Origin of the sequence: Cellulomonas sp. P24, assembly GCF_024704385.1 — a bacterium.
GTDB lineage: Bacteria > Actinomycetota > Actinomycetes > Actinomycetales > Cellulomonadaceae > JAJDFX01.
This window is the reverse complement of sequence record NZ_JAJDFX010000002.1, coordinates 846,054-861,111: the sequence shown is the minus strand read 5'-3', so window position 1 is coordinate 861,111 and position 15,058 is coordinate 846,054. Positions and strand designations below refer to the sequence as shown.

Genomic DNA, 15,058 nt, shown 5'->3' with positions numbered 1-15,058 from the left:
CTATTTTTGTGTCTATGGCCAGCGTGCGGGAGCGTCGACGAGCCGACGGGACACGCTCGTTCGCGGTGCTGTGGCGCGATCCCGAGACGGGACGCCAGACGTCGCTCACGTACGACGACGAACGCGAGGCGCGCGTCGCGAAAGAGCTCATCGAGGCGGCCGGCGGCCACGCGGCCGAGGCGGCGCGCATTGCCGAGGCGGTGCGGAAACCGGGCCCGACGGTGCTCGAGGCCATGTCCGAGCACATCGACCTGCTCACGGGTGTCGGCGCGGACACGCGGGCGCACTATCGCCAGCAGCTGACGGCGCACATCGCGCCGGTCCTCGGGTCCTATCCCGTCAGCGCCCTCACGTACCGGCACGTGGCCGGATGGGTGCGCGCGATGGCGGACAAGGGCCTCGCACCCAAGACGATCGCCAACGTGCACGGGCTGCTGTCGGCGGCGATGACGACCGCGACGCGGCTGGGCTACCGGACCGACAACCCGTGCGTCGGAGTCGAGCTGCCGAAGTCGGTGGCGACCCGCGACGAGATGACAGTCCTCACGCGCGACGAGTTCGGGCTGCTGCTGTCGAAGGTGTCCGCGCACTACCAGCCGCTGGTGCTCACGCTCGTGGCGACGGGGCTGCGGTGGGGCGAGGCGACGGCGCTGACGGCCGGGGACGTCGACCTGACCGCGCGACCGGCGACTCTGCGGGTGACGAAGGCGTGGAAGCGTGACGCCGATCGGCACTGGTACGTCGGGCCGCCCAAGACGAAGCGGGCGCGGCGGACGGTGTCGCTGCCCGATGACCTCGTGGACGTGCTGCTGCCGCTCGTCGCTGGGAAGGCGCCCGACGAGCTGCTGTTCACCAACACGGTCGGGTCGCAGCTCTCGTCTTCGCGGTTCTGGACGACGACGTGGACACCGGCGCTCGACGCGGCGTGCAACCCTCGGCTGGCAGACGGATCGCCCGACCTCGACGCGCCCCGGCTGACGAAGCGACCACGCGTGCACGACCTTCGGCACACGCACGCGTCCTGGATGATCGCTGCCGGAACGGACCTGTTCGTGCTGCAGCGGCGGCTCGGGCACGAGTCGATCACGACGACGACGGAGACCTACGCACACCTGATGCCGGACCAGCAGCGGGCGGCGGCCGATGCGGCGGGGAGGGCGATGGCCGGGTTGGCGGCGCCCGGTGGGGCCGCAGCGGACCTGGACGGGCGCGCCGGCGCCAGGAAGTGATGAGCGGGACAGAAGTCGCCGCGACGGCCGGCGGTGACCTGGCGGCCAGTTCTGGGACTGGTCCGACACGAAGAACAGTGTGCGAAAAGTAGGTTCAGGAGCCTACTATGTGCGATATGAGTGCACGCACGGAGGTCGTCAGGCGCGCCGCTCGCGCGCCGCTGCGCACGATCCGCACCGCCGAGCTTGCGCTCGATTATGCGCATCCGAGGCAGGAGATTCGCGAGTTCGAACGCCGTGGCCTCTTGCACCGTCTGGCCCACGGAATCTACTGCGCCATTCCGCCGGAAAGTGACCCCGCGACGTGGCGGCCGACGCTCGAGGCGGCGACTGCTGCGGTCGCCACCGCCCTGTATGGCGACCGTGTTCCGGTGCTCACCGGCCTCACCGCTGCGCGAGTCCACCGCGCGCTTCCACGCGCCATCGGCACGGGCTATGTCGCGGTTCCTACCCGGCGGCGTCCGCTGCGTCTGGCCGACCGGGACGGCGACGTCAGATTCGTCACGCGCGACGTCACGACGCTCGACGCCGTGCTCGTCCAGACCGACCTCGGCCCGGCGCTCGCCACCACACCCGAGCAGACGGTGCTGGACCTCGCCCGGAACGACCCGCAGGCCGAGGACGTCGACGCCCTGGAGGCGATTGCGGCACTCTGGCCGGAGTGCGACACCGAAGTCCTTGAGGAGATCGCTGCCCGGCAGAGAATGCGTGCGACGCTTCGGCGCGTTGCGGTCGGCCGATGACTTCCCTCCAGCGTGACGAGTGGGCGGCTGTCGCAGACGCATTCGGTGCGGACCTCGAGCAGGTGCGCCGCGACCACCTCATCTCCCATGTCCTCGCGGCGATCTCGACGGGTGTCGCTACCGACGATGTCGTCTTCTTCGGGGGCACGGCGCTCTCGCGCACCTTCCTGACGGATGCCCGGCTCAGTGAGGACGTCGACCTCATCGCTTTCGCTCCGCGCACCGACGTCGCCGGGCAGATCGAGGCGGCCGTTCGGCGGGATCTGGCGCGGAGCCACGGACGGCCCACCTGGCGCCCCGCGTTGAGCGCGACAACAGGCAGCCAGCCGACGACGCTCGTGTTCGCGGGGACCGCAAGTGTCCAGGTTCAGCTCGTCAGCGGCGACGGCTACCTCTGGCCCACCGAGGTCCGCGACATCGAGCAGCGCTACAGCGACGCTCCACCGGCGCGGCTCCGCACCCTGACGGCAGCTGGCTTCGCCGGTGCCAAGCTCAGCGCGTGGATGGACCGGCACGCGCCCCGTGATCTCTACGACCTCTGGGCGATGGGCGAGCGAGGTCTCATTGACGCCGGCGCGCTCGAGGTGTTCGTCCGCCGGGGTCCGCAGGCGCGGCCGCCTGCGAGCTGGGTCTTCGAGACCGCTCCTGACGAGACCGTATGGCGCGGTGCCCTCGGGCACCAGACGAGGTTGCGAGTGACCGCCGCTGACGCGCTTGACTCCGTCCGTGAGGCCTGGCGCCTGGCCGCGTCGGCGTGATGGCGGGGCCGATGACCGACCGCAGGTCAGAAGAGCTGGTCGCCTTGGACGTGGGGCCGTCGCCGGTGCGCGCGAACGGAGCGGTCCGTCGGATGGAGTGCCGTCAGGTCGACTGACGCAGTTCCTGACGCCATCGGCGGCTTGACCGATGCGTCTCCGCCCGAGCCTGACGCAGGTCCGTCGCTCTCGCCGTTCCCCTGCCACCCCACCGGCTCCACGGTCACCAGCTCGATGATCGCGTCCACATGTGCGGGCAGCAGCGCGATCCGCCGCCGGCCGAAGCGCAGATGCGGCACCCGCCCGCGCCGGATCTGCTCGCGCACCCACCACGCCGAGATCCCCAGCCGCTGGGCGACCTCCTCCGGTGTCATCGTCATCACGTCACGACTCGTCGCGTCCTGGTTCATCGCAGGCTTCCATCGTCGGCCGCGCACCCGTGAGGTGCGCGGATCGGAGGGAGAAGACGCGTCAACCGGCACGACCGGTGGCGACCGATCGGGCAGACCGCGCGCAGTCTCCCTACTAGGAGGTATGCGGAAGTGCGACCAACATGAGCGCCACCCTCGTGACCAGGCACATCACGCGCACCCTGCGTCGTCGTCTGCGCCCGCGGGGCGCGTGTACCGAGGGCGAGAATCGCGACCGCCGCACGGAACCTCGCGGCCGGTCGGGATCGGCGCGCGACGCGTTGCCCTCACCGAGTAGCGGTTGCGGACGGCGACCACGATGCCCAGGTGCCCGACGACGAATCTGCGCGCCGTGCCGATCACCTGGGCCCGTGGACTACCCCTCGCCGAACCGCTGACGAGCACCCTGGCGGCTCACGCCCAGTGCCTGGCCGATGTCGCCCCAGCTCGCGCCTGCCCGACGCTCCCGATGCATCTGCTTGGCGATCGCCGCCTCCGCTGCAGCCAGCACCTCGCGAACCTGGTCGCGCTCTGCAGCGAGACGGGCGAGCTCGACGAACTCCCGCTGCCCGCGCGGCCGCCGAGCAGGCGCCCGTGCCGACATTGCCGAGCGGCCAGCCGACGGACGAGCTGCCAGCCGAGGCGGCACTGTCGTCGGCGGAACCTGCCCGTGGCGGGGCGGAAGCAGCGCTGCGATCTCGTCCCACGCGACCTGCTCCGCCGGCCCCGCCGCGGGCGCCCTGCGCGCCGCAGCCCGCTCCTCCCGCTCCCGCCGTCCCTTGCCCATCGCGCCTCCAGCCGCTCCCTCGCCATCATGCTGGTGCTGACCACTGACAACCACGGTTGCTGAGACGAAGACTCTTCTTGCATCACGATGCCGGCCGCCGTCCGCTCGGCATCCAAGAAAGTTGGCGGCACGCCGCGACAGTCCGCGCGGCTCGGCTCAGGCGATCCCGCGGTCCTTCCGCCACCGTTCGTGCTCCGTCTGCCGCACGGCCAAGTCGCGCGTGTGGAAGAGCTCGATCAGGGCATCGATCCCTTGCTCGTTCGCGAAGCATGCGGCATGCACGAGCCGCGGCGGCGATCCCCGGAGATCCTCGACAAACGGGACCCAGGAAGAAGCCCAACCACGCAACGGGTCGTAGTCCGGATGATGCGACGCCACGCCCGGTCCGGACGCATCGATCTCACTTCCGCACATCGGACAGGTCAGCGCGCTCACGACCTCACGATCCCACGAACCCGCCCCAAACGATCGACGCCTCGGTGCCGACTCCCGAAGACCTCCCGGTCTACGACAACCCGAGTTGTCAGAATGGGCGTAGACACTTCTGGCACCACGGCGAGGAGTGTCTGCCCGAGGCGTTGGCCACGCCGACCTCAGGACCAACACACGCGCGAAGCGACCGCGTCGTTGGGGACCGACACCTCCGGGCCGCGCCGACCTGCGATCGGACCCCGCGGGGCTCTACGAACTCGTGAGTCGCTCAACGAGTCGACGGCAGTGCTCGTTGTCCGGCTCCGACTCGAGTCCAACTGAGGCCCAGTGCCTCGCACCTTCGAGATCGTGGTCGTGCATGCACAGCCACGCCAGTCGCGAAAGGTCGGTAGCATCGGCCTCGCGCCACCGCGCCTCGATGACGAGCCGAAGCCGGCCCACCGCCATGAGCCGCTCGTCGGCCTCAAGACTCACTTCTTTGGTCGACAGAAGGTAGTTGAGTCGCTGAGCAGCCATGCTTAAGTCATAGAAGTCCGTACTCGCTCTTTCGGCCAACTCAATGCGCGCGCTCACCTCGCCGAGCGAATCCCCTGCCGCGCGACACAACTGCGCAAGCTTGCGCCACCCGCTTTCGTCATCCGGCCTTGCTTCCAGATAGCGCCGTACTGACGCGGCCGCCTCTGCAAGATTGCCGCCGTCCTCCTCGATCTGAGCAACATTCAGCCATGCCTTTGGGTACGCAGTGGCAATATACTGAACCACCGCGAGCTCCTGATCTCGATTCGCGCCCTCGGCGATTCGCTGGGCGACCACCTTGGCGAGACGGTCAACTCGCGGGCCCAATCCGGCCGCAACTTCTCCAGCTGTCGCCGCTCCGAAGCTGTGAAGGAGATCAATATCGGCCTCAACGGCGATCTTAAGAGGCGAAGCAACCAGCTTCCTCTTTCCGAAGACGGCGGCCGCGAGCGGTACCGAAAGGAATGACGAAGAGTCCTCCTCGGACCACACCTCCTCAATTAGGGATGCTTGCGCCAGTTCGGCGACGGCTGCATCTATATCAAATCGCTCGTTGCCCGGGCGCAATAGTACCGCCTCCAGGCCAATACGGGGCACAAGCGACCGCCAGCTGCACAAGGTCAGGAACACGCGCTTTCCGGCAAGCGAGAGGGAGGCAAAAGAGCGATCGAATAGCGCGTCAAGAACCGCAGCCTTCGTCGCCACAACCGGCTTGAATGCGACCTTTCGTCCTGCGTGGGCCACTTCGCCGAGAAGGACCTTCGTGATATAGGGGTGTCCATCGGACTCTTCGTATAGGCGCTCTTTGTACTCTTCGTCGAGAAGACTTGATATCCCCAGCCGTCCAGCCACGTCCTGCACGAGGAGTTGGTACTCCTCCCGGGCCATCCCGCCGACCTCGACAGGGTAGTCTGCCTTGAAGTCTCGGCTGCGGGTTGTGATGAGCACTTTGTTTGGCAATCGCACGGCGTTTGACAGATATGCGTAGAGTTCGCCCTGAGCGCGAATGGTTTCAAAGTTATCGAAGACGAAGAGATACGGGCCATCCGCGGACGTGCCAGATAGCGCAGCTGTTATAAGTCGACGAGCATCGGAGATCTTGGGCTTTGCCCCAGTAAGGAGTCGAGCGAAGTCCCGTGCAATATCGTCGATCGAGAGGACGTCCGCGCGAACGACCTTAGGTCCGTCCGGGAGGAGGTCAATGTCACGGGCGCTGAACCAGACGATCGCAGAGAACTCGCTCACTTCGGCGATTCTGTGGAGAACCTCCAGTGCCATCGATGTCTTGCCCACCCCGCCACGCCCGTGGAGCGTGATCACGGGATGCCGATCATCGCAGAGCACTGAGTCCAACTCGGATTCGAGTGTGGGGCGGGAAATGTATCCACTTCGCCGTGGTGGCATATTTGTGAACGATTCGCCTACGACCTCAAGTCCCGGATATGCAGCGGTCTCGCTCGGCGGCTCAGCGTCCGCGGGCAGTAGCCAACTGGCACCTGGTATCGACCGACGATCGTCCGTAACATATGAGACCGCCTCGAAGACGTCACCACGGAAGGCTCCGTTTGGCACAAAGAAGTCGGTCAGATCGGCATCTGTGAAAAGTAGTTGCACCCGTCTCGGCTCGCCTTGGGCCACATAGATGCCGTCCGCGAGTTGGTGATCGGCCTCTGCGGCGAGATGCGCGAATGGTGATCGGTCGCCGCCGAAGCGCGTCACTCGGTACTTGCCGGATAGTCCGCGCTTCAGGTGCACCCACGATCGGGAGAAGGTCGGCGAGCCGTTCAGTACCGCATCGAGGGATTCCTGGAGTCGCGGACTTAGCGTGGAGAGCATTTCTGGTTTCGGGGAACCGTGGCCGCGAGTACGGTTGCGCAGCCACACGAAATCTCTGATCCAGTTCCTCAAAGAGACCTTTAGTGCAGATGTGTCGCCATAGGTGGGCTCAAGGTACCGACACGCAGCATTGAGGTGATCTACGGCTCGACGTTGCCAACTGCCGTCACCGGGACCGAACGTCATCGCGATGGCGGTCTGCGAATCCCGTGCGTCGGGTACAAAATGTTGACTGGCGGGGCCAGTCAGGGCTTCATCTACGATCTCAGCCCACGCGCCGATTCCGTCGGCACGCACGAGTCTGTGTTCCAGCGCGTACCGCTGCCGATCTCGGTCATCCCGGAGGCCCGCGAGAAGTTCCACCGTGATGAGCTTGATCGTGAACTCCCCGAGGTAGAGCAGTTCGAAGAAGTACGCAGTATCGGAGTCGCTGCGTGCGATCTCGACCCGTTCCAGCATGCGCTGGGTTGGGAGGAAATTCGGAGTCTGATCCATGGCGATTCTCCAACTGGGTAGCGTAAGTCATGGATACCACAGGAAGCGGGCGATCTTGCTGGTTCGACGGGGTTACCGCGCGAAGACGCCTCTGAACGCGATGTTCAGAAGCCGAGCTCGTTGGCGGCTCACGGTGGCAGGATCATGGACATGCTGCTCACCGTGACGTCGACCGCGCCGTCGGCGACGGATCTCGGCTTCCTACTTCACAAGCATCCTGGCAAGGTCCAGTCGTTCGAGCTCTCGGTGGGTACGGCCTACGTCTTCTACCCCGAGGCGACCGAGGAGCGCTGCACCGCGGCCCTGCTTCTCGAGGTGGACCCGATCGCCCTGGTCCGCGGCAGGTCCGGGGACCAGCGGGCGGGTTTCAGTCTGGCGCAGTACGTCAACGACCGGCCGTACGCCGCGTCGTCGATGTTGGCTGTCGCTCTCGGCCGGGTGTATCGGACGGCGATCGCCGGACGGTGCGACGCGCGTCCCGAGCTTCCTGGATGTGCGATCCCGTTGGAGATCCACGCGCCGGCGGTCTCGTGCCGTGGCGGCGCGGCCGTCGCGGAACAGATGTTCGCCCCGCTCGGCTGGCAGGTCGATGCGACACCGGTTCCGCTCGACCCGGAGATCCCCCGCTGGGGCGACTCCCGGTACGTCGACCTGCGACTCTCCGGCACTCTGCGGTTGTCCGACGCGCTCAGTCATCTCTATGTCCTGCTCCCTGCCCTGGACGCCGACAAGCACTACTGGGTCGGGCACGAGGAGATCGACAAGCTGATGCGTGCAGGCGAGGGCTGGTTGGCCACGCACCCGGACCGTGAGCGCATCGTGCATCGGTACCTCGCCAACCAGCGCGGTCTCGCGACCTCGGCGCTCGAACGCCTTGCCGACGTGGACGACGTTCTCTCTGAAGCCCTCGATGATGCCGTCGTCGTCCCGGACGGGTCGACGGCTGACGCCGCGTCACCGGTCGGCGTGGACGCCGCCCTCAGCGACTCCGCCGCCGGGCAACCCGACGCTCCACCCGTGCCGCTCGCGCACCGACGCCTCGACGCCGTGCTGGCAGCTATCGCCGAGTCGGGCGCACGCTCCGTCGTCGACCTGGGCTGCGGTGAGGGAACCCTCCTGTCTGCACTTCTGGGCGACCGGACGTACGAGCGCCTCCTCGGGGTCGACGTGTCGTTCCGGGCTCTGCAGCTCGCCACCCGACGGCTGCACCTGGAGAGCCTGCCGGAGGTCAAGCGGCGTCGGATCGAGCTGGTGCAGTCGTCCGTCACCTACCGGGACGCCCGGGTCGCCGGCTTCGACGCGGCGGTGCTCATGGAGGTCATCGAGCACGTCGACCCGCCACGGCTCCCGGCGCTCGAACGAGCGGTGCTCGGCCACGCTCGCCCCCGCACGCTGATCGTCACCACCCCGAACGCGGAGTACAACGTGCGGTTCCCCGCCCTCCGTGCGGGGACGGTGCGGCACCATGACCACCGGTTCGAGTGGGACCGCGCGCAGTTCCGAGAGTGGGCCGAGGCCGGGGCTCGCATGTACGGCTACACGGTCGTATTCCGGCCGGTGGGCGCCGAGGACGGCGAGGTCGGCCCTCCCACGCAGATGGCGGTGTTCACCCGCGACGACGTGGCAGTCGATGCCGGTGCGTCCTCCGGCGTTGCCGCTGCACCCGATGCCGTACCGGCCTCACCGGTGAGCTCATGAGCGCGCTGACGATCCCGGAGCTGTCCCTCGTCGTCCTGGTCGGGGTGTCCGGATCCGGGAAGTCGACGTTCGCGGCCCGCCACTTCGGCCGGTTCGAGGTGATCTCGAGCGACTTCTGCCGCGGTCTCGTGTCCAACGACGAGAACTCGCAGGCCGCGACCAAGGCCGCCTTCGAGGTGCTGCACGTCATCGTCGGCAAGCGGCTCGACGCCGGGCTGCTCACCGTCGTGGACGCCACGAACGTGCAGCCGGAAGCACGCAAGAGCCTGGTCACCCTTGCACGTGAGCACGACGCGCTGCCGGTCGCCGTCGTCCTGGACCTGCCCGAGGACGTGTGTCTCGAGCGGAACGCGGGCCGTACAGACCGCGACCTGGGCACGCACGTGATCCGCCGACAGCATCAGCAGCTGCGCCGTTCGCTCCGGTCCCTGGGCCGGGAAGGGTTCCGCACGGTCCACGTGCTCAGCGCCGGTGAGGAGGTCGCTGCCGCGACGATCGTGCGCACCCCCTTGCGCAGCAACCACCGCGACGACCACGGGCCGTTCGACGTGATCGGCGACGTGCACGGCTGCCGAAGCGAGCTGGAGACGCTCCTGGTCGCACTGGGCTACGCCGTCGTACGTGATGACGCCGGCCGCCCGGTCGACGCCCGCCACCCGGAGGGGCGCCGCGCACTCTTCCTCGGCGACCTCGTCGACCGCGGCCCGGACTCGCCCGGCGTGCTGCGCCTCGTCATGGGAATGGTCGGGGCGGGTCACGCGCTCGCGGTGCCCGGCAACCATGAGAACAAGCTCGTGCGCGCGCTCGACGGTCGGCAGGTGCAGGTCTCCCATGGTCTGGGCGAGACCCTTGCCCAGCTGGCAGGTGAGCCCGACGAGTTCCGGCGGGTCGTGCGGGAGTTCTGCGACGGGCTGGTGGCTCACCTGGTGCTCGACGACGGCCGGCTCGTCGTTGCGCACGCCGGCCTCAAGGAAGCCTTCCATGGGCGGGCCTCGAGCCGGGTCAGGAGCTTCGCGCTGTATGGGGACACCACCGGTGAGACCGACGAGTATGGGCTGCCCGTCCGGCTCCCGTGGGCGGAGGAGTACCGGGGGCGAGCCGTGGTGCTCTACGGCCATACGCCGACCCCGGTCACGACCTGGGTCAACAACACGATGTGCCTGGACACCGGGTGCGTCTTCGGTGGGCACCTGACCGCGCTGCGATACCCGGAGAAGGAGATCGTCCAGGTTCCCGCCGAGCGGGTCTGGTACGAGCCTGCCCGGCCGTTCCCCCCGGCAGGCGACGAGGCCGGCGCAGGTGGGCGCCGTGACCCGGACGTGCTTGATGTCACCGACGTCTTGGGCAAGCGGATCGTCGAGACCCGCCACCACGGTCGGGTCACCGTCGCCGAGGCGAACGCGGTCGGTGCGCTCGAGGTGATGAGCCGGTTCGCGGTCGACCCGCGTTGGCTCCTGTACCTGCCGCCCACCATGAGCCCGTGCGCCACCGCGCCCGACGGAGATCTGCTCGAGCACCCCCGGGAGGCATTCGCGCACTACCGGGCCGACGGTATCGAGCGGGTGGTGTGCGAGGAGAAGCACATGGGCTCGCGTGCCACGGTGCTCGTGTGCCGGGACCGCGCCACGGCTGCGGGAACCTTCGCCATGCCCGACGGTGTCACCGGCGTGGTGCACACCCGAACGGGGCGGCCGTTCTTCGGCCCGGAGCTCACCGAGAAGCTCCTCGCCGTCGTCCGCGACGCCGTGACCGCAGCAGGCCTGTGGAGCGTGTCGGGCAACGGCAGCGAGGCCGGCTGGTTGCTGCTCGACTGCGAGCTGATGCCCTGGTCGGTCAAGGCCGAGGATCTGCTGCGCACGCAGTACGCGAGCGTGGGTGCCGCGGCCCGCACGGCACTGCCCGCCGCCGTCTCGGCCCTGGAGGCTGCGGCGGCCGCGGGCCTGCCGGTGGATGACCTGCTTCGCCGGACGCGCTCCCGCTCGGAGAACGCCGACAAGTTCGTCGAGGCCTACCGCCGCTACGTCTGGTCGGTGGACGGGCTCGACGGTGTCCGCCTGGCCCCGTTCCAGCTGCTCGCCGCCGAGGGTGCCACGTTCGCTGACCGAAGCCACCTGTGGCACCTGGACGTCGCCGACCGCCTGGTGGCCGCCGACCCCACCGGGCTGCTGCAGACCACGCGTCGCCTGGTCGTCGACGTCGCCGACGACGACTCGGTCGCGGCCGGTGTCGAGTGGTGGGAGAGCCTCACCGGGGCAGGGGGAGAGGGGATGGTGGTCAAGCCCGTGGACAACCTCGTCGCGGGCCGTCGCCGGCTGGTGCAGCCGGGCGTGAAGGTCCGCGGACGCGAGTACCTGCGGATCATCTACGGCCCCGACTACACGGAGCCGGCCAACCTCGAGCGGCTGCGATCCCGCAACCTCGGCCACAAGCGATCCCTCGCCCTGCGCGAGTACGCCCTCGGCCAGGAAGCGCTCGAGCGATTCATCGCGGGAGAGCCGATCTGGCGGGTACACGAGGCCGTCTTCGCGATCCTCGCCCTGGAGTCGGAGCCGATCGACCCCCGACTCTGAGCCGCCGACGCCGGAGGCGGGAGCGAGTCACTATTCGGCGATCACCGCTTGGCGTTGACGCCGTCAACACATGCGGCGAATCGGACCCGCAAAGACCGAAGGCGTCGCAAGCGTTGCCGCAGTTCAGCGCGTCAAGCCACGACGTCCCAAGGTGTCCCAACTGGTTCGATTCCCGCCACCTCCACAGCTGTGAGCTGCGGGAACGCTGGTCACGTTGACACAGCGATAGCCACCCGTTTTTGCGGGTGGCTATCGCTGTGTCTGGGGCCGGTGTGAGCCGCTGAAGGTGGAGCACCCGCTAGGGTCGGACCGCGTGGTGAGTGACTCAGCGGGGTTCGCCGCGGTCGGATGCCTGTCCTGACGTCGCGTCGATCTCGGCTCGTCGCGCTTCGACGATGCGCCGCACGACGGCGTCGGGCAGCTGGTGGTGCGCGGAGTAGTGGATGCTTCCGGTCGTGGTCTGGAAGTCGCTGAGCGCGTCGAGGACTGACGCGACAACGGCACCGCTGTAGGGGTAGAGCGACAGGAACTTCTTCGTGCGTACCGTCGCAAGGAGACCCTTGTCGCGATAGAGGAGCGCAGGCATGGCGTAGCTGATGCCGTCCTGGGCTTCGGGTACGACGTCGCGGGCGATCGCGATGACGCGCTCGAGCGCTTCCCGATCCGCCCCATCGATCGTGCTGAGATACGCGTCGACCTCGCCCACGCACCGAGGCTACGCCCGCGTGGTCACACCCAGCCAGAGGTGCTCTCGGTGAGCATCCTCGGCCCTGGAGGGGGTGACCATCGAGAGACACCTGACCAAGGGCGCTGGCTGATCCGTTCTGCTAGCCCAGCAAGGGCCCCTGGACTTGGTGGTCCCGAGAGGTGAACCACGAGGTGGAGGAGGAGCCTTACGTGCCGTGTGATTCCTACTCCGCACGACTGATCTCTGCCCGGCGCACGGGGAAGGGGGCGGTTTCGGCGAACTCGATCGCGCCGACGGCAGAATCGTGCGATCACGGCACCGAGGTACGCTGACCCACGTCGTGGTCCGGCCGCAAGACCGGCACGCCCTCGAAGGCCGTCATCCCTCTCGCCGGGGATGGCGGCCCTTCCTGTACCCAGCGCCAGCGGTCTCACACCCACGACGACGTCCGCGACAGACCCCGGCCTCACGCCCCGTCAGCGAGCCACGCGAAGAACTCGTCCGCCGAGAACACCGGCTTGCCGAGCTCCTTCGCCTTCCGCGCCTTGCCGGACTGCGTGCCGACCTCGGCGACGACGAGGACGTCGCACCTCGTCTTCGTGACCGTGCCCACGGGAACGAGTCCGCGGGCTGCGGCAGCGGCGTTCATCTCCTCTCGGGCCCAGATCCGGCCGGCTGGGTCGACGGCGGTGCCGGTGAAGCAGACCCGGGCACCCGAGGGGAGTGCCTCCGCCAGGGAGCCCTGCTCGGCCGCCATCCCGGCAAGGATCGCGTCGACCACTCCGATCCCGAGCACGTCCTCCAGCCGACGCAGTCGCTCGAGCAGCGCGGCGGGCAGTCCCGTCGTCCGCGCCGCAGCCGCCACGAGACGCTCGGCCACGACCCCGCGTACGACGTCCGCCACCGTCGCATCGGATGTCACCTCGGCCGGCGGTGCGGGCACGTCGCCGGCGAGGAGCACCCCGCTCAGCAGGCGGCTGGTGTCCATGAGCGCCGAGAGGGTGGGCATCGTCGCGCTCGCAGGCGGGCGGACCTCGACATCCCTGGTGAGCAGGTACGCGACGTCCACGGCGGAGCCGCCCTCGTCGTCCATGCCGCTGACGTCGAAGGTCGTGCCGCCCGACGTGTCGAGGTCGTCGCGCCTCAGCACCTCCATCGCCGCGCGGGCCCGGGTCAACGCCGTCGGGCCCGACAGCCCCCAGAGGTCCTCGCGTGTCAGCGCCCCGGCGGGGAGCTCGACGCCGATCGGCAGCGGTGCGACCGACCCGAGCCGCTTGAGCTCGAAGTCGACGAGCCCCAGGGCCTCGTCGATCCCCGACCCCACCGGCGTGCAGCCGTCCAGCAGCGGCGCGATCGCCGACCACGCCTCCGCGAGCGTCGGGGCCAGGAGCACGTCGTCCACGGAGATCCCGAAGGCGCTGCGGGCGTCGTCGAGGTCACGTTGAGGGTTCACGAGCGTGCTGATCGCGGACCCGTCGTCGAATGCCACCGCGATCTCCACCGGGCGTGGCCGGGACATCCGACCGTCCATGCCGACCGTGAGGATACCGAGGGCACACCGCCGAGCGGCCTGCTCGGGTGCGGTCACCGCCTGCAGGAAGCGCAGGATCCGCCGGTCGGTCTTGAGGTCCTTGGGGAGGACGGGGCGGGTCAGCACCAGTCCGTCCATGGAGGTGCACCGGCTCAGCGCGACGTACACCTGCCCGTAGTCGAACGCCCCGCCACGCAGGTCCACGACCAGGCGGTCCAGCGTCTGCCCCTGGCTCTTGTGGATGGTGATCGCCCACGCGAGCTTGAGGGGGAGCTGGGTGTAGCTGCCGACGACCTCTCGCCGCAGGGTCCCGCCCTCGGGCACCGGGCGGGTCGCGTCCCAGGTGTAGGGCCGCACCTCCGCCGTCGTCGAGTCGCGGAACTCGACCTCGATCCCCAGGCCGTCGCGATCGTGCCAGAGGTCCACCACCCGACCGAGCGTGCCGTTGACCCAGCGATCGGCGGAGTCGTTGGTGAGCATCATGATCTGCGCGCCGACCTTGAGCTCGAGCGTCCGCTCGACCGGGGGATCGAAGAGGCTCAGGTCGCCGCGCTCGACGGCGTGGTGGACCACCGCCTCGCCGGGGAGACGGTCCAGCTGGCGACGGTTGCGTGCGGTGACGACCCGGTTGGTCGGCGCGAGCGTGAGCCAGAACTCGTCGTCGGGCGGCTCGAAGTCCGGGTCGGTCCGGGAGTTGAGCTCTGCCCGGGCCCGCTCGACCAGGACGCCCTCCCGCACGGCGTTGAGCAGGCGGGTCAGGCGCTGGTCTCCGAGCTGCCGGAACACCGTGGTGAGCGCGACCGTCGGGAAGTCCTCGCGGGAGAACCGGTCGGCGGAGAAGAAGTACGGCGTGGCATACCGGGTCTCGAAGAACGTCTTCTCCCGCTCGGTGGTGACCGGCGGGAGCTGGAAGAGGTCGCCGACCAGGACCACCTGCACCCCGCCGAACCGCGTCCCGGGCCGGGGACCGAACCGCTCCAGGGCGGCGACGAGCATGTCGAACAGGTCGGCGCGGACCATCGACGCCTCGTCGAGGATGAGGGTGTCCAGGGCGGCGAGGGTCGCGGCGAACCGACCGGGGCGGTAGCGGCCCTCCAGCACGTCGGCGAGGCTCGTCGTGGTCCCGAAGCTGAACAGCCGGTGGATCGTGTAGCCGTCCACGTTGAGCGCCGCGATCCCGGTCGGCGCGGCGACGACGACGCGCCTCCCCGTGGTCGCCATGAAGTGCCGGATGAGCGTCGACTTGCCCGTACCGGCCTTGCCGGTGAGGAACAAGTTGCACCCCGAGTCGAGCAGCGCCAACGCGCGCGTGAACTCGTCCGTGAGGGTGATCGGCGTGGCCGTCATGATCACCCCCGAGATCCTGAG

11 protein-coding genes are annotated in these 15,058 nt (G+C 68.7%); 5 read left to right on the top strand and 6 right to left on the bottom strand.

Annotated elements, in window-relative coordinates:
* Window positions 1-14: 14 nt before the first annotated feature.
* The 3 genes from LJB74_RS04055 (at window position 15) to LJB74_RS04045 (ending at window position 2,730) form a co-directional block, all read left to right on the top strand.
* Window positions 15-1,229: a site-specific integrase gene (locus LJB74_RS04055; protein ID WP_259307318.1), complete on the top strand. Its 1,215-nt coding sequence runs from the start codon at window positions 15-17 to the stop codon at window positions 1,227-1,229.
* Window positions 1,230-1,345: 116 nt separating this feature from the next.
* A complete protein-coding gene (locus tag LJB74_RS04050) occupies window positions 1,346-1,972 on the top strand; it encodes a type IV toxin-antitoxin system AbiEi family antitoxin (RefSeq protein WP_259307317.1) in 627 nt (208 codons plus the stop codon).
* The gene (locus LJB74_RS04045) at window positions 1,969-2,730 is read left to right on the top strand and encodes a nucleotidyl transferase AbiEii/AbiGii toxin family protein (RefSeq protein WP_259307316.1); all 762 of its coding nucleotides are present in this window, start codon (window positions 1,969-1,971) and stop codon (window positions 2,728-2,730) included. Before LJB74_RS04050 ends, LJB74_RS04045 begins: the two co-directional genes overlap by 4 nt.
* 26 nt (window positions 2,731-2,756) lie before the next feature.
* Here the strand turns inward: LJB74_RS04045 and LJB74_RS04040 are convergent, their stop codons facing one another.
* The 4 genes from LJB74_RS04040 to LJB74_RS04025 all read right to left on the bottom strand — a co-directional run bounded on the left by LJB74_RS04040 (window position 2,757) and on the right by LJB74_RS04025 (window position 7,203).
* Window positions 2,757-3,137, bottom strand: coding sequence for a helix-turn-helix domain-containing protein (locus LJB74_RS04040; protein WP_259307315.1), 381 nt, complete (start codon window positions 3,135-3,137; stop codon window positions 2,757-2,759).
* A 376-nt stretch (window positions 3,138-3,513) separates the two neighbouring features.
* Window positions 3,514-3,924, bottom strand: coding sequence for a hypothetical protein (locus LJB74_RS04035; RefSeq protein ID WP_259307314.1), 411 nt, complete (start codon window positions 3,922-3,924; stop codon window positions 3,514-3,516).
* Between the two features lie 156 nt (window positions 3,925-4,080).
* Complete coding sequence (locus tag LJB74_RS04030; protein WP_259307313.1) at window positions 4,081-4,359, bottom strand: hypothetical protein; 279 nt, start codon at window positions 4,357-4,359, stop codon at window positions 4,081-4,083.
* Between the two features lie 246 nt (window positions 4,360-4,605).
* Complete coding sequence (locus tag LJB74_RS04025; protein ID WP_259307312.1) at window positions 4,606-7,203, bottom strand: NB-ARC domain-containing protein; 2,598 nt, start codon at window positions 7,201-7,203, stop codon at window positions 4,606-4,608.
* A 150-nt stretch (window positions 7,204-7,353) separates the two neighbouring features.
* Between LJB74_RS04025 and LJB74_RS04020 the strand changes: the two genes are divergently transcribed.
* Together LJB74_RS04020 and LJB74_RS04015 are read left to right on the top strand one after the other, a co-directional pair.
* Window positions 7,354-8,901, top strand: coding sequence for a 3' terminal RNA ribose 2'-O-methyltransferase Hen1 (locus LJB74_RS04020; protein ID WP_259307311.1), 1,548 nt, complete (start codon window positions 7,354-7,356; stop codon window positions 8,899-8,901).
* The gene (locus LJB74_RS04015) at window positions 8,898-11,471 is read left to right on the top strand and encodes a polynucleotide kinase-phosphatase (protein WP_259307310.1); all 2,574 of its coding nucleotides are present in this window, start codon (window positions 8,898-8,900) and stop codon (window positions 11,469-11,471) included. The genes LJB74_RS04020 and LJB74_RS04015 overlap by 4 nt, the downstream gene beginning before the upstream one ends.
* 325 nt (window positions 11,472-11,796) lie before the next feature.
* On the opposite strand, the gene LJB74_RS04010 is transcribed toward LJB74_RS04015, so the two are convergent.
* Both LJB74_RS04010 and LJB74_RS20565 read right to left on the bottom strand, forming a co-directional pair.
* Window positions 11,797-12,177 carry an iron chaperone gene (locus tag LJB74_RS04010; protein WP_259307309.1) on the bottom strand — a complete coding sequence of 127 codons (381 nt, stop codon included), beginning with the start codon at window positions 12,175-12,177 and terminating at the stop codon, window positions 11,797-11,799.
* Window positions 12,178-12,625: 448 nt separating this feature from the next.
* Window positions 12,626-15,037 (bottom strand): AAA family ATPase, encoded by a 2,412-nt coding sequence (locus LJB74_RS20565; protein WP_310650805.1) that lies wholly within the window; start codon window positions 15,035-15,037, stop codon window positions 12,626-12,628.
* Window positions 15,038-15,058: the final 21 nt, after the last annotated feature.